The organism is Dyadobacter sp. 676 (assembly GCF_040448675.1).
Lineage (GTDB): Bacteria > Bacteroidota > Bacteroidia > Cytophagales > Spirosomataceae > Dyadobacter.
In genome coordinates this window covers 544,587-558,704 of the sequence record NZ_CP159289.1, presented here as the reverse complement: position 1 = coordinate 558,704, position 14,118 = coordinate 544,587, and the positions used below count along the sequence as shown (strand labels likewise).

The window sequence follows — 14,118 nt, the reverse complement described above, 5'->3', positions numbered from 1 at the left end:
GCATTCTGTGGTCGAAACCGATATATCGACCCTGAAAGTGATCATTCCGCCGTTGCTGCTACCGGCGGGCTTTCTTCCGGAGAGCGGGCTCTTTCGTGCCGTGCTGCGTTTCAACGAGTTTCTGATTCGGACGAAGCTCAAAAGCATTTTCGAGGTGCACAGGATCAGAGATTATATTTTTATCAATTCTACCAATTATCATTACCCCTCACTGACCGACGGCCTCACACCCGCGCTGAAAGTTTACCAATGCCCCGATGGTCCGGCGCAATCGTTTCACAGGCACAGAACTGTTTCGGAGGATATTCTGGTAAGACAGAGCGATGTGGTCATTTGCGGCGACAGGCAGTCGTTTGAGGAGAAAAAGAAGCGGAACGCATCGACCTACCTAGTGGCCGGCGCGGCCGATCTGGGCCATAGCAGCAAGGCTTTGAATGAGAATTTACCGGTTTATCCGGCGATTGCGGCATTAAAAAGGCCGGTCATAGGGTATTTCGGTGCCATCGATCGCCGGCTGGACTACGAGTTGCTGCAAAAAGTAGCCGAGGCGAACCCCGACAAGAGCTTTGCGTTCGTCGGCCCGGTTTCCAAAGGGGCTGTACCGGGTTGGTTTTTCACCGCCGGTAATGTCCATTTTCCCGGTCAGGCCGGGTATGACGATATGCCGGCGGTTGTCAAGGGTTTTGACGTAGCGCTCGTGCCGTTCAGGAAGGACGTAAACCGCGACATCGTACCGCCGGAAATGTTCGAATACCTCGGCGCCGGCAAATCCGTCGTTGCTACGGATTTCAATCCCGATTTAAAGGAGCTTACCAAAGGCACGGTCGCATTTTGCCTGAATGCGGAAAGCTTTTCGGGGGCGATCGGCACCGCATTGCGGGCCGACCATGCCGGGCTGCGCAAGAACCGCCTGGCCATTGCGGCGGAAAATAGCTGGGAAACCCGCATCGAAGCTGTCGCCGACATCATCGACTACCATCTCGAACAGGTGATCCAGCCTTGAAAGGCGCTATTTGCGGGCTATTTCTCCTTCATGTACTTTTTTAGGTGATTTGTACTGAAAGCGCATTTCGATATGCCTGTACGTCCACGCCGATACGAAGTAAATCAGCAGGAAATTGAATAGAAAAAGGTAAGAATACGCTTCCGGCGGAAATTTGAGTATCCTGATGAAAAGTACATTAAAGAGGCTGATCAGCAGCGCGTGCGTCATATAGATCGAGTAGGAGTATTGCCCAAGCCTGTGCAGCACTTTCGCGCTTTTCAGCGCTTTTGAAATAATCCCTTTTTCGAATGAGAATGTGTAAATGCAAATGAAGAAGAGTATTTCAAATGCGGCGCCCCAGGGCTTCATCGCCTCGCCGTTATAAATACTGAGACCTATCAGGAGCAAAGCCGTTATTTCTGCAACCGAAAACCATGCAGCTGGCCATTCCCGCACGCCCGTATGCGTGTGGCTGAACAGGTTGAAGCAGAGCACACCGGTAAAAAATCCCAGAATACCCCGCAAAAAGCCGTAATCGAAGCTGTAATTGATCCGAAAGCTGTTTGAAACCGACCATAATAGGGTGAGCGAAACGACGATCGTCAGGGCGTACCAGGCATTCCGGGCGCGGAATTGTCCGCTCCGGTGGAGGTAAACCACCAGGCCTCCGAAAACGAGGTAAGCCATCATTTCGGCGCTGATTGACCAGCTGGGAATGTTCCAGCTTACATCTTTTACCCCTGGTACCGGTGTGGAATTGATCAGAAAAAGCGAAGTGAAGAATGTGTAAATGTTGTTCGCCGGATTCACCAGATTGTTGACCCTGATGTACGGAGCAAGCAGGTTTTTGGCCATTTCCATTCCCACAAATGCGAGCAGCATGAACAAATGCAGCGGATAAATGCGATAGAACCGCTTTTTAAGAAAGAGTCCGAACTGCGTCTGATTGGCGAGCGACTGATAACTGTACGCGATGACGAAGCCGCTGAGTACGAAGAAGAAATCCACGAACATGTCGGAATTTTCGACAAAGCGGTTGTTAAGAACAGGCGTGTTCGCGAATGGTCCGAGGTGGAACAGGAAAACGAGCGACGCGAACAGCCCCCGGAAAATGTCGAGAACTTCGAAACGGTGTTTCATGCCGGAGGATTGAGGTAGAATATGCTGATAAAGCGGTTGAGGCCCGTGTCGGGATCGTGTTCGTAGGCAAATTCGTCGGAGGCTTTGGTCATGATCAGCAGCCCGAAATGCTCGCTGGTGTCGGACAACAACGCGGGCATTTCCATTTCGGCCAGTTGCTCGATAAAGAATACCGCCCGGCCCGATTGATCGGTACGCACGCACAGCGAATCCATGCCATTATGGTAAATAGGGAAGTCGACCGGCCGCGCCAGGTGTTCGAGCGGCCACATGATTTTCTTTTTATCCTGCCCTACAAGTATGAGAGGCTTGCCGTAATCCTCTTTTTCGAGGATGAGCGCGTCCGCTGTGAGCCCGATTTTAAGCACCGTTTCCCGCTCGCCCGAATGCTTGACGGCATTGGTAAGCAGCTCCATGATCACCCATTTTATTTTGGCCATCAGATCTTCGCCGGGTTGCGAAGCGCCGGCTTTTCGCCGGATATGGTCGAGGCACAGGTTCAACGTACCCGGAATCGCCTCCCGGCTGCTCTTGAAAACTATTCGAATGTGATCAGAATCCTCCCTCATACGTTAGCCCAGTGATCCCATCGCCTCTTCGAAGTTGCTGAATATCCTGAATACCTTGTCCATCCGGATGAGCGTCAGCAGGTTCTTAACGTCCGGTTTCAGAGAAACCAGGTAAATGTCCACATTGCGGGGCATGGCGTATTTCAGCGCGACCACCAGGCTGCCCAGGAACGAGCTGTCAATGTAGTTCACATTTTCAAAACTGACGATTACCAGGCGAATCCCCCGTCCGATAACCGAGATCATCTCTTCCTTGAAAGCATCCGCATTTCCCAGACTTGCTTCTTCCGGCAAAATCGTGGCTTGTACCACGCGGTTCATTTCCTCAACTTTCAGTATCATAAAGAACTATTGTTTTTCTATAAAAATGATGCTCGCATCGTCCATCTGGTTGCTGTCGTCGATAAGGTCCAGAACGTGCTTGCTGATCAGCTCGAAACTATCGGCCTGCCCCAGATAAGGGGTTATTTTTTCTACAAAAAACGGGTAGTCGCTTTTCTTCGAACCGTTAGCGGGAATGTCGATCATGCCATCGGTAAAAATTGCAAGCTGGTCGCCGGGTTGCATCCGGATAACCCGACTGTCGTAGCGTCCGTCTTCCAGCAGCCCGAGCAGTAATCCTGCCGATTGAATTGTGGAAGTCCGTCCGTTCTTCGGAGAATGGCTGACCAGCGGCAGGTCGCCCGCGCCCGTGTAATGCACCTCGCCCGTGCGCGTGTCGAGCAGGAGCAGGGAAAGGCTTGAAAGGATATTCTGAAGGCTTTCGTCGAGATAGATCAGCTTATTGATCTTCTGGACGATAGTCGCGAGGTCGAAATCCTGATCGAGTACGCAGAAGCGGATCGCCGCCCGGATGTAGCTCAGGAAGCCGAATGTGAAAAACCACGCCTTCCATTTTTTACCCATAATATCGCCCAGAAACGCGAAGCAATAGCGGCTGTCGACTTGCACGAAGTCGATAAAATCCCCGCCGGGATAGCCACGGTAACCCCGGTGCCAATAGCGGATCCGGTAGCCGCTTACGACGGGCGCTTGGGTAGGGACCGACTTTACATTCAGCGCCTCGGCCGCCACTTTTAACTCCCTTATCGACCTTACGTGTTCGTTTTCAAGGGTTTTGATAATGTTATTCAGCTTGGAAATGATCACCGGGATTGGTGTTTCCTTGTTGATGAAATCCAGTGCCGACATATTCAGGCCTTCGAGCACCAGCTTGTTGTCTGTAAACGATGTAAGGAACACAAACGGGATGTCGCTGATATCGGGGTTCAGCAGCACGGCCTGCCGGAAGTCGAAGCCGTTCATTTCGGGCATATCGTAATCCGAAAGTATCAGATCGGGCGTTTCTTCGTGCAGTAGTTCCAGGGCTTTGGTCGCAGATTCGCTCAGGACGCAAATGTACCCCGCTTTTACCAGCGCATTTTCCACCACCTTGCGGAACAGCAGGTTGTCCTCTACGAGCAGGATCTTCTTGACGGTGGCCGGCGGGTCGGGGAAACTGGTCATTTCCAGTTGAAATTTAATACAAACATGAGCACGCCACCGAATATGACCAGCAGTGACACGAGGTCCATAATCGTTACACCGTCGTCGACATTGAAGTAATATACCGTGAAAAGCTCGAAACTGGGCGGGGCGGGCATGATGATCATCGCAAACCCGGAAACGATCAAAAGAATCGCGATAACGAACATCAGGCCTTTTTGTACGATTTTCCCCCGTTTGGGGGCGTTCATCCGGCTATCGATCCGGTGCTCGGCCAGCAGTTTTTCCAGGCCTTCGAGCAGCTCCTCCCGGGAAAGATTATTATCCTGATCGAATTCCCTGAACGGCGCGATCCTTTTCCGGGTTTCGGACGAGCGCTGGAACGCATCCGCGATCCGTCGCTGGTATTGCCGCGAATGGTGCGCGTCGATGCCAGCCTGCTCTATCACTTCTATCAGTTCCGCTACCTTCTTTTCCACGCGCACCAGGTCCTGTCCTTGCGGACCGGGCCGGTTGTCGCCGGGTTCGGGGTCGTTGAGCAGACGGTTGAGTTTCACGCTGGGAAATCGTTTGCCGACCGGGAGGCCGTCGGGAATGCTTTCGGAAATGTTTTTTACAAAAACGGGCAGGTAACCCCGGATTTCGGTTAAAGCTATGGTTTTATTGTTAAATTTGAAATAATTCTACAAATCAATTAAAATATTCGTTCATTTCGGCGCTTTACCGGCCTGTTAGTGTGCATGAAAAAAGTTTCCATCGTGACGGTGAATTTCAACCAGCCGGAGGTTACCGAGGACTTGCTGAGATCGCTGGCGGGAGTCAATGCTTATCCCGATCTGGAAATCATCGTGGTCGATAATGGCAGCAGAGTAAATCCTGTGCCGGATTGGGAGAAGCGTTATCCGGGCATGACATTCATCAGGTCGGAGTTAAATACGGGCTTCGCGGGCGGCAACAACATCGGCATGGCGCGGGCAACGGGCGATTACCTTTTCCTGATCAACAACGACACCGAAGTGACCGCCGACCTCATCGGCAAGCTTGTGAGCTCGATGGAGGCCAATCCCGGAATCGGTATAATTTCACCGAAAATCCACTATTTCGACCAGCCCGGAATGCTGCAATATACCGGATATACCCCTATGGATTACTACACATGCCGAAACGCATGTATCGGGCAGTTCGAGCAGGACCGCGGGCAATACGATGCCCTTACCGGCCCGACCGGCTACGCGCACGGGGCAGCCATGATGATCAGCCGCGATGCCTGGCAGAAGGCCGGTGGAATGGCCGAAAACTATTTCCTTTACTACGAAGAGCTCGACTGGTGCGAGCGCGTCAGGAAAGCGGGCTACGAAATCCATGTTAACCCCGACGCATTGATTTACCACAAGGAATCGGTGTCGGTGGGCAAGCGTACCGCCCTGAAAGAGTTTTTTATGAACCGGAACCGCATTCTGTTTATCCGCAGAAATGCGCCGGGCCGCACGTTCTTCGTCTTCTGCTGCTATTTTATGCTGGCCGTTGTGCCGAGGAATGTCATTCGGTATATCAAAAACAGGGAATACCATTTCATTCCGGTACTGTTCAGGGCCATTGCCTGGCATTTCAGAAATAAACCCGATAGCGAAAACCCCGGCTTTCCATTGCCCCGCTGATTTATGAAGATACTTTTCTGGCTCAGCCTGTTCATCGTTTTCTATACGTTCCTCGGTTACGGCATCGTGCTGTATGTGCTGGTGCGCATTCGCAGGGTATTCAAAGGCAAAAGACGGGTGCCGGAAACGGCCGGGGATTTTCCGACACTCACGCTGGTAATCGCCGCTTACAACGAGGAGGACATCATTGAAGAGAAAATCGTCAATACGCTTGGTCTGGCGTACCCGGCGGGCAGACTCAGATTGCTGTTCGTCACCGACGGATCTTCCGACCGTACCCCCCGAACTCGTGGCTAAATATCCCGGGATCAGGCTCATGCATACGCCTGTGCGAAGCGGGAAAATCCTCGCCATGCACCGCGCAATGGACGAAGTGGATACCGAAGTGGTGGTATTTACGGACGCCAATACGCTTCTCATCAAGGACGCATTGCTGCTCATCGCCAGGCACTACGCCGACCCGCGGGTAGGAGCGGTGTCGGGTGAAAAACGGGTAATGCACGACACGCTTTCGGATGCGACTGCCGGTGAGGGTTTTTATTGGAAATACGAATCGACATTGAAAAAGTGGGACTCTGAGCTGTATTCGGTGGTGGGAGCGGCGGGAGAGTTGTTCAGCGTGAGGCGATCGCTCTACCGGCCGGTAGAGCGGGATACGATCCTGGACGACTTCATGATTTCCATGCTCATCGCAGAAAAGGGTTATCGTATCGTATATGAACCGGATGCCTATGCGTCGGAGCTTTCATCGGAGAACATTAAGGAGGAATTGAAACGGAAAGTGCGCATTGCGGCCGGCGGCATTCAGTCGATCCTCAGGCTGAAAAAACTCATGAACCCGTTCAGTAACCCGTTGCTCTCGTTCCAGTTCATTAGCCATCGCGTGTTGCGCTGGACGGTTACTCCGTTTCTCATGGTTGCGGCTTTGGTATTGAACGGCATTATAGTATTCACTTCCGGGGGTGTTATTTACCAGGTCCTGCTGGCGGGACAGGTGCTATTTTACCTGCTGGCATTGGCAGGGTGGGGGCTCGAACGACGGAGGATCAAGGTAAAGGCGCTTTTTGTGCCTTATTATTTTTGCATGATGAATTATGCCGTACTGGCGGGCATTAACCGGTATTTCAGAGGCTTGCAAAGCGCGGCCTGGGAGAAGGCGAAAAGGAAAAGCGCATAGCCTTCCGGCAATGCGCCCCTATTTCCCGAATGGTATTTTTTATAACTGTTTCAACCGCTCCGACTCCGATTCCAGAATAGGGGCCAATTCGTCGATCTCCGCCGAAATCGACCGGTACATCTCCATCAGCTTTTCGGCCGGTTCGTCGTTTTTGATGGCTTTTTCGAGCTCTTCTACTTTCGGTCTCAAGTAGGTAAGCCCTGTCATCGTAAACGAGGGTTTCAGTCCATGCACAATGCTGGCCGATTCCTGGAGATCGCCGGCTTCCAGCGCGTTTTGCAGCGAATGCCATCGCGGGAGGGAGTCGCTCAGGAACGCGTCAAAAATCATGTACAGGATTACAGGGTCTTCTCCGTAGGCCTGGTCGATGTAGGCGAGGTCCAGGGCGGGATTGAGTTGTAAGGCCATCGGTTTGTGTTAAAAGTTTTCAGAAGCTCGATTAGCGGGAGTAAGGTTTCGAAGAAATGCTTCGATCACATAACCTGTTTCCGCAAAACTATCACATTTATTGGTTCTCCTGCTCTTTTACGTCCTCTTTGGCCGGTTGCTTGGCTTCTTCTTTTGCTTTTTTGCGGAAATATCTGCGGAAAAGGAAGTTCGAACGCAACGCGGTCATGTTTTCGTCCAGCTTTTCTGTGGTGCTTTCCAGGTTTTTCAATGTCTCTTTCAAGTTCGCGGCGGTGGCTTCATCATGCAACAGCACACCCAGCGGACTGGTTTTGTTGGAATTGAGATCGGCGCTGGCGGTTTTCAGATTGTTCACCATCACATTCGCCGATGAAACCGTTTCGTTCAGCCTGGCAATGCTGCTGCGCAGGTCTTTCATGATCACCGTGTCGGTCGCAAAGTCGTTGGCGAGCCCGCCCTTTTCGTTCAGTTTGGCAGTATAGCCGGCCAGCGAGGCGGTCAGTGCCTGCGCATTGACGGATGCTTTTTTCATGGCGCCTAACGTCTGGTCGAGGTCGTTGTACAAACGTTCGTCGTTAAGCAGCATGCCCACGGTACCTTTTCCTGCGAGAATATTCTTGCTGATGGTCTTGAACGCGCTGGTGATGCCCAGCAGGTTTTTGTTGTTTTCCGAAAGCACGGCCAGCATTTCTTCGGTACTTTCGATTTTCTCGACGAGCAGTTCGTCGCCGTCTTCGATGGAAGGCACTTTTTGTGTGCCGCCGTAGATCACGATGATCTTGTTACCGATCAGTCCGTCGGTGCTTACCTTGGCTTTCGCGTTTTTACGCACGAACTCCTTTGACTTTTCCTCGATGTTCAGCATCACTTCCACCTTCGAGTTGGTCAGGAACCGGATGCTTTTCACCGTCCCGATCTTCACCCCCGAATACCAGATGTTGTTGCCGGCTTTGAGACCGTTTACATCGTCGAAGATGGTTTTTACGGTAATAGTGGAAGAAAAAACCTTTTTCATGCTACCGATAGTGAGTATTCCCACCACGAAAATGAGAATACCTATGACGACGAAAAGGCCTACTTTAACAGATCTTTGGGTTGATGTTGCCATTACTACTGGATAAAATTATAATCGTAAAAACTCTTGATCCGCTCTTCGTCGGTATCGAATACTTCTTCAAAAGTGCCCGTTTTCAGGAACTTGCCGTCGAGGAGCATTGCAATGCGGTCGCCCGTCGCCCTCGCGCATGTGAGATCGTGTGTGATGATGATCGAGGTGGTCTGGTACTTCTCCTTTACCTCGTTGATCAGCTCGTTGATTTCCAGGCAGGTAATGGGGTCGAGTCCGGCCGTCGGTTCGTCGTAGAGAATAATCTCCGGTTTCAGGATCAGCGTCCGTGCGATGCCTATCCGTTTGCGCTGGCCGCCCGAAAGCTCGGCCGGGACCTGGTTGATCGTCTGGAGCAAGCCTACGGCGTCGAGCACATATTCCACCTGCTCGTCGATTTCCGCTCGGCTAAGGTTCGGGATATTCCGGACGAGCGGGAATTCGAGGTTTTCGCGTACCGTCATACTGTCGTATAAAGCACTGTTCTGGAAAGAAAACCCGATTTTCAGGCGCAGGTCGCGCAAATCGCCGCCCGACAGGTTGGAGACTTCTTTCCCCAGTACCACACATTGCCCCCGGTCTTGTTTGAGCAACCCCACCATTATTTTGATCAATACCGATTTCCCCGTGCCCGACCGGCCCAGTACAACCATATTTTCGCCTTTATTGACGGTCAGGTCCACGCCTTGCAGCACATGCAGATCGCCAAACGATTTATACAGGTCGCGTACCTCGATTACCGGCTCGCCGGGTTTGAAATCTTCTTCCATTTTAAACTCTGAAATAATTGGATACCTGTACGATGATCACTTCCTCGATGAAAATGAGGAACATCGAGATCACCACGGCCGAGTTAGCCGCCTTACCGACGCCTTCCGTGCCCTTGTTCGCGTTATATCCCTGGTAGCTGCCCACGATGCCGATCGTAAAACCGTAGGCGATCGCTTTCGCAACCGATGTCCAGATGTCCAGGAAGGTGATTTGTTCGAATGCATTCTGGAAAAACGCTATGAAACTCGTGCCTTCGTTCAGGGTAACGTTCAGGAATGCACCCAGCAGGCTCACCAGCGCGCAATAGAACATCAGCACGGGAATAGCGACCGTACATGCGATCACCCGGGTGACAACCAGGAATTTAAACGGATTTACAGCCGACACTTCCATCGCGTCGATCTGCTCGGTTACCCGCATCGAACCCAGCTCGGCACCAATACTCGACCCGATCTTGCCGGCACTGATGAGCGCCGTCACCAGCGGCGCGAGCGCCCGTACGATTGCGATGGCGACAAGGGAAGGCAGCCAGGAAGTCGCCCCGAACTCGGATAGCGAAGGGCGGGATTGCTTGGTAAACACCATCCCGGTAATAAAGCCGGTGAGGCTGATCAGTACCAGAGACCGGTTGCCGATGGCGTAGCATTGTCTGACGATTTCCTGGAATTCCATTCTGCCGCGAAAGATCTCGCGAAAGAAGCGGATGAAGAAAATATATCCATTATAAACTGCCAGAAGGCCGTTATCCAGACTTTTGCCGTATATGTACTGCTTTTTCTTAGCGCTCATTCAATGGGTTACAAATTGCATTTAACTTAGTTTATCGGGTTGTCGGGGAAAGCAGTGTTCTTTCTCCTCCCGGCATCCGCTCTTCGAACCACCGCATCCGGTAGGCATTCATAGCGTTTTTCCCGAGCTGGTCGAGGAGGCGGTAATTCACGATCACGCCTACGGCCGCGCCGATCCCCGGGATCAGCTGCGCCATTTTCGCGAGGTCGATGTAATCACGGTATTCCTGCTGGAATGTCTTCCAGTTAAACTGGTGAATGTCGTCGGGCAGCTCCCTGCTGCGCTCGTCCCACCGGATCATTTGCGAAAATACCTGTTGCCTTCCTTTCTGGCTCGAAAAAGTCAGCTGGAAAATGTGGAGTATAAAAAGCCGTTCCCGGTAGTCGTTAACTGGCCTGCCGTAGAGCGCGGCTATTTCAAAAAGCAACTTGATTTTGATGCCTATCAGGATCGGGAACTCGGCCAGGGCCAGCCAGAATCCGCCCGCACCGGTAATACCCCCTTCGGCCGCCCCCGCCTTTTTATAGAAATCGATTTTTCTGCGGACAGCGGTTTCGATCTCTTCGAGCGAAGCGCCGGGAGTGCTTTGTGTGGTAGTGTACTCAGCGCCGGTCAGCACGCCGCGGACCATCTGTTTGATCGTGCCTGTGATTACCTGATGTACCTTGTCGGGAATGATGTCGTTGATTTTGTCCTGAACTTTCTTGGAGGTCCTGTCGATGAAATTAGGCCGCTTTTGCATTTTGAGTTGCCATTTGGTCAACTCGGGTTCAATCTGTTCTTCATATCTGCTGATGTGCATGTCGTTCAGGGCTAATGTCGGACGGGTAGAGAAACGGTGGTTTTGCCATTGTCAGCAAAAATCATTCCAATAACGTATAAAGTCAAAAACAGCCATAAGAATTCCCGGTACAGGCTGCACGTTACAGGTTTTCGGCCGTTTCCGCCGCGGCAACGCTTATTGTTATATGTTTAAATTACCTGACCCATAGTTTTTTAGCAAAAACCCGGTTCCCTTTTTCAAACTGGATAAAGTGTACTCCCGTAACATGCCGCGGGACGGTGAGCCTGCTTTCTCCGCCCGAAACCTTTTGCCCCGATAAATAACGGCCATGCAGGTCGAAGAGGCCGATAAGGCCCGTCGCCGGCGTCGCAAATTTAATAGTGACAGTTTCACCGCGCTGCGCCGGATTCGGAAATACTGTAAAATTTGCCACCGGATCTTCTTCCGTTCCCAAAATCAGCGTCGGTGCTACTTCGGCATAAGCCGGCCCGGCCGATTCCGACACCTCGCTCACCGCAGTAATGCGGTAGGTGATCGTCAGATGCGTTTCGCCCGGCGTGTCAGTCCATTCGGCGACATTACCCGCCACCCGGGCGAGCATTGAAAAATGGGTCGCATCGCCAAATTTCCGTTCCAGAATATATCCCGTGGCGCCGGGCACCGCATGCCAAGAAAGCTTAACGCCCCCGCTGCTGTCGCTCCGGGCGGTCAGAACGGTCCCGTCCAGCGCGTTGGCGATGGGGAAGTTGAAAAACGTGAAAGCGCGCATGCCCGTTGCGTTGGTAATACACGGGCCCAGGAATGGGAAATACGGCCCTCCCTGCTCGACATAAAGCGGCAGGTAGTTGAGCGTAGAGGCATTTTGCGGGCTGCTCAGGTCGAGGGTGACCCGGTTGCCCTCTGCCCGCCCGCCAGTAACAGCCCCCGCCTGGCCATTCAGGAAGAAGAAGTCTTTCATGTCCAGTAACGGGCCGTCTTTGTGCTTGTAAGGTTCCGGGTATTTCAATTGCTGACTTTCGTCGAATACGAGCGTGAGCCTATTTTTTTGTGAAGAATAAAAGACTTTTTTAATGCTCGGCGACGTGATGTTGAACGTGTCGGCCGATGCGTAAAAGTCGCGAAGCATAAGTCTCGAAAGCTCGACTCCGCTTTGTTTGTTGCCTTCGCGGTTATAATGCAGGCCGTCGAAACCGGTGGTGCCGACCGTGGCGAGCGTGACGATGTCGGGATAAATATCAGGCAACCGGCGCTGGTAATCGCGCAGGATGGCTCCTGCAAACGACGGGTAGTAAATGACATCGATTTGAAAGACATAAAACTTTTGCAATGCCGGAAAATCGGATTTGAGGTGTTTATACAAAATATCGAAATTCCCTTCCCAATCGCCGCCCTCGTTGTAGGCTTCGCTTTCGCCCTGTCTGAAAATATATGCTTTTACCGCGTGGTCAACGCCCGCTTTCCGGGCGCGGTAGAGCATGCGGCCGTAGCCGTTCGTGAGGTCTGTAGGGTTGTTTTCTGTCCGGCGGGAATGGGAATAGGCCGATGACCAGTGGTAGCCCGCGTTGATGAGGCAATTGGGTATTCCCGAATGCTCCATCAGTTGTTTCTGGATTTCAAAGCCCATTGTTCCTACGCCGTTATTGTAGGAATGCATATTCGAAAGCGTCCAGAGCGTGTCGGCGGGGTCGTATGTCGCGGTATTGAGGATATCGGTAATTTTTCCGAAAGTCCTGCAAAACATGCTGGTATCCGGCTCACCGAAAAAACAGGTGGCATTGGACTGGCCCGAGAGAATATACACGTCGCCGCTTACCACCCGGGTACGTGTGACGACCAGCGTCGAGTCGGTGTCTTTGCAGAGGTATACCTTGAAATCATAATTGGCCCGCTCGGCCCTGATGGTCGCCTCCGTGCCGAAAACACCTTTTTCGCCGGATCCGTATTGAATATTTCCCTTGCAATATTGGAAGGGTTGGTTATTGCGGAATACCTGTACCGAAACATACTTCCAGCCCGGAGTTTCCACCACTCCCGCTATGGGCACTTTTGCCTCGCTGTTACCGTCGCGCGGATAAAGCTGGTAGTCTTGCGGCAGTTTACCGAAAAGCACCGCATCGAAACGCTGCCCCGCACCATAAGTAACTGCAAGGAGCATTAAAACGGCCGATAACAGGAGGGTGGCGGCGGGGCCCTTTGCCGGGGACACGCTTCGGTAGAGATTTTTCAGCACAGGGTTTAGTTCAGTTTAAACGAACGGCTTTGACGCCCTCTTTGGTGATTTTCACCGGGTTGATCATGCCCTTTTCGTCGAATGTCATCACATCGATACAAGTTTCACGGTGGTTGCCGTCCGTCTCGGTCAACGGGCGGCGGTGGTAAACGATATACCACTCATCTTTTCCCGGCACCTGGATGACGGAATGGTGACCGGCACCGGTTGCTACTTTGGGGTCCTGTTGCAGGATTTTCCCCACGCGCTCAAACGGCCCGAAAGGCGAATCCGCCACTGCGTATGCCACCGAGTAATCGGGGCCGGTCCAGCCGCCTTCCGACCACATGAAATAGTATTTGCCGTTACGGATAAACATGAACGGGCCTTCCACATAGCCTTTGGGGGTGATTTCGCGGAATATGGTACCATCCTCGAAGGGAATAAAGCCGGTAAAATCGCTTTTCAGCCGGGCTACGTTACAATGCCGCCAGCCGCCATAGAAAAGGTAATGCTGGCCGTCCTTGTCTTTAAACACAAACTGATCGATAGGCTGCGCGCCGTTATGGAACTTGTCGATCAGGGGTTTACCGAGGTAATCCCTGAATGGTCCCTCGGGTCGGTCGGCCACCGCTACGCCGATACCGCCCTTTTCATTGTCGTTCTGGATGTCGTTGGCCCCGAAAAACAGGTAATATTTCTTGTCTTTTTCTATGATTGAGGGGGCCCACATAGCCCTTTTGGCCCATTTGATGGCCGAAGTGTCGATAATGCCGGAATGTTTGGTCCAGGTGATGAGGTCCTTCGAAGAGAATGCGTCCATATGCACCTGCTTGTTGTAAGGTGCTGAATAAGTAGGGTAAATCCAGAATGTTTTGTTAAAAATGATTCCCTCCGGGTCGGCGTACCAGCCGGGGAATACGGGATTCCCCGATGTTTTGGATTGTGCGAAAGTTTGGAAGCAAATCAGGTTCAGAAGCGTTAATGCAAACAGTTTTTTCATGATAAGGTTTCGGTATGTAACTGCCGCAAGTTCCA

Annotated in this window: 14 protein-coding genes and 1 pseudogene; 3 read left to right on the top strand and 12 right to left on the bottom strand. The window is 52.1% G+C overall.

Annotated elements, in window-relative coordinates:
- The first annotated feature begins 7 nt into the window (after positions 1-7).
- Positions 8-1,003, top strand: a complete 996-nt coding sequence (locus ABV298_RS02655) for a glycosyltransferase family 1 protein (protein WP_353720650.1) — start codon at positions 8-10, stop codon at positions 1,001-1,003.
- Between the two features lie 6 nt (positions 1,004-1,009).
- On the opposite strand, the gene ABV298_RS02650 is transcribed toward ABV298_RS02655, so the two are convergent.
- From ABV298_RS02650 to ABV298_RS02630, 5 genes are read right to left on the bottom strand one after another with little or no spacing between them, the layout of a single operon-like run.
- On the bottom strand, positions 1,010-2,125 hold the full coding sequence (locus tag ABV298_RS02650) for an acyltransferase (protein WP_353720649.1): 1,116 nt from the start codon (positions 2,123-2,125) through the stop codon (positions 1,010-1,012).
- Positions 2,122-2,694 (bottom strand): anti-sigma regulatory factor, encoded by a 573-nt coding sequence (locus ABV298_RS02645; protein WP_353720648.1) that lies wholly within the window; start codon positions 2,692-2,694, stop codon positions 2,122-2,124. The genes ABV298_RS02650 and ABV298_RS02645 overlap by 4 nt, the downstream gene beginning before the upstream one ends.
- 3 nt (positions 2,695-2,697) lie before the next feature.
- Entirely contained in the window at positions 2,698-3,036 is a 339-nt protein-coding gene (locus ABV298_RS02640; protein WP_353720647.1) for an STAS domain-containing protein, read from the bottom strand.
- Between the two features lie 6 nt (positions 3,037-3,042).
- Positions 3,043-4,200 carry a response regulator gene (locus ABV298_RS02635; protein WP_353720646.1) on the bottom strand — a complete coding sequence of 386 codons (1,158 nt, stop codon included), beginning with the start codon at positions 4,198-4,200 and terminating at the stop codon, positions 3,043-3,045.
- Positions 4,197-4,736 (bottom strand): hypothetical protein, encoded by a 540-nt coding sequence (locus ABV298_RS02630; protein ID WP_353720645.1) that lies wholly within the window; start codon positions 4,734-4,736, stop codon positions 4,197-4,199. The genes ABV298_RS02635 and ABV298_RS02630 overlap by 4 nt, the downstream gene beginning before the upstream one ends.
- Before the next feature lie 183 nt (positions 4,737-4,919).
- Between ABV298_RS02630 and ABV298_RS02625 the strand changes: the two genes are divergently transcribed.
- A complete protein-coding gene (locus ABV298_RS02625) occupies positions 4,920-5,837 on the top strand; it encodes a glycosyltransferase family 2 protein (RefSeq protein ID WP_353720644.1) in 918 nt (305 codons plus the stop codon).
- A 3-nt stretch (positions 5,838-5,840) separates the two neighbouring features.
- Positions 5,841-7,014: pseudogene (locus ABV298_RS02620) on the top strand (glycosyltransferase family 2 protein).
- A 39-nt stretch (positions 7,015-7,053) separates the two neighbouring features.
- On the opposite strand, the gene ABV298_RS02615 reads toward ABV298_RS02620, so the two are convergent.
- From ABV298_RS02615 to ABV298_RS02585, 7 genes are all read right to left on the bottom strand, one after another.
- Complete coding sequence (locus ABV298_RS02615) at positions 7,054-7,422, bottom strand: Hpt domain-containing protein (RefSeq protein ID WP_353720643.1); 369 nt, start codon at positions 7,420-7,422, stop codon at positions 7,054-7,056.
- 97 nt (positions 7,423-7,519) lie between these two features.
- Entirely contained in the window at positions 7,520-8,530 is a 1,011-nt protein-coding gene (locus tag ABV298_RS02610; protein ID WP_353720642.1) for an MlaD family protein, read from the bottom strand.
- A 2-nt stretch (positions 8,531-8,532) separates the two neighbouring features.
- Positions 8,533-9,297 carry an ATP-binding cassette domain-containing protein gene (locus ABV298_RS02605; protein WP_353720641.1) on the bottom strand — a complete coding sequence of 255 codons (765 nt, stop codon included), beginning with the start codon at positions 9,295-9,297 and terminating at the stop codon, positions 8,533-8,535.
- A gap of 1 nt (position 9,298) precedes the next feature.
- The gene (locus ABV298_RS02600; RefSeq protein WP_353720640.1) at positions 9,299-10,087 is read right to left on the bottom strand and encodes an ABC transporter permease; all 789 of its coding nucleotides are present in this window, start codon (positions 10,085-10,087) and stop codon (positions 9,299-9,301) included.
- 31 nt (positions 10,088-10,118) lie between these two features.
- Positions 10,119-10,889: an EcsC family protein gene (locus ABV298_RS02595; protein ID WP_353720639.1), complete on the bottom strand. Its 771-nt coding sequence runs from the start codon at positions 10,887-10,889 to the stop codon at positions 10,119-10,121.
- Positions 10,890-11,064: 175 nt separating this feature from the next.
- On the bottom strand, positions 11,065-13,101 hold the full coding sequence (locus ABV298_RS02590) for a sialate O-acetylesterase (protein ID WP_353720638.1): 2,037 nt from the start codon (positions 13,099-13,101) through the stop codon (positions 11,065-11,067).
- A gap of 10 nt (positions 13,102-13,111) precedes the next feature.
- The gene (locus ABV298_RS02585; RefSeq protein ID WP_353720637.1) at positions 13,112-14,083 is read right to left on the bottom strand and encodes a glycoside hydrolase family 43 protein; all 972 of its coding nucleotides are present in this window, start codon (positions 14,081-14,083) and stop codon (positions 13,112-13,114) included.
- Positions 14,084-14,118: the final 35 nt, after the last annotated feature.

Excerpts from the sequence above, each read along its gene's own strand:
- ABV298_RS02650 (WP_353720649.1), bottom strand. The coding sequence starts at position 2,125 with ATGAAACACCGTTTCGAAGTTCTCGACATTTTCCGGGGGCTGTTCGCG.
- ABV298_RS02645 (WP_353720648.1), bottom strand. The coding sequence starts at position 2,694 with ATGAGGGAGGATTCTGATCACATTCGAATAGTTTTCAAGAGCAGCCGG.
- ABV298_RS02640 (WP_353720647.1), bottom strand. The coding sequence starts at position 3,036 with ATGATACTGAAAGTTGAGGAAATGAACCGCGTGGTACAAGCCACGATT.
- ABV298_RS02635 (WP_353720646.1), bottom strand. The coding sequence starts at position 4,200 with ATGACCAGTTTCCCCGACCCGCCGGCCACCGTCAAGAAGATCCTGCTC.
- ABV298_RS02625 (WP_353720644.1), top strand. The coding sequence starts at position 4,920 with ATGAAAAAAGTTTCCATCGTGACGGTGAATTTCAACCAGCCGGAGGTT.
- ABV298_RS02615 (WP_353720643.1), bottom strand. The coding sequence starts at position 7,422 with ATGGCCTTACAACTCAATCCCGCCCTGGACCTCGCCTACATCGACCAG.
- ABV298_RS02610 (WP_353720642.1), bottom strand. The coding sequence starts at position 8,530 with ATGGCAACATCAACCCAAAGATCTGTTAAAGTAGGCCTTTTCGTCGTC.
- ABV298_RS02605 (WP_353720641.1), bottom strand. The coding sequence starts at position 9,297 with ATGGAAGAAGATTTCAAACCCGGCGAGCCGGTAATCGAGGTACGCGAC.
- ABV298_RS02600 (WP_353720640.1), bottom strand. The coding sequence starts at position 10,087 with ATGAGCGCTAAGAAAAAGCAGTACATATACGGCAAAAGTCTGGATAAC.
- ABV298_RS02595 (WP_353720639.1), bottom strand. The coding sequence starts at position 10,889 with ATGCACATCAGCAGATATGAAGAACAGATTGAACCCGAGTTGACCAAA.
- ABV298_RS02585 (WP_353720637.1), bottom strand. The coding sequence starts at position 14,083 with ATGAAAAAACTGTTTGCATTAACGCTTCTGAACCTGATTTGCTTCCAA.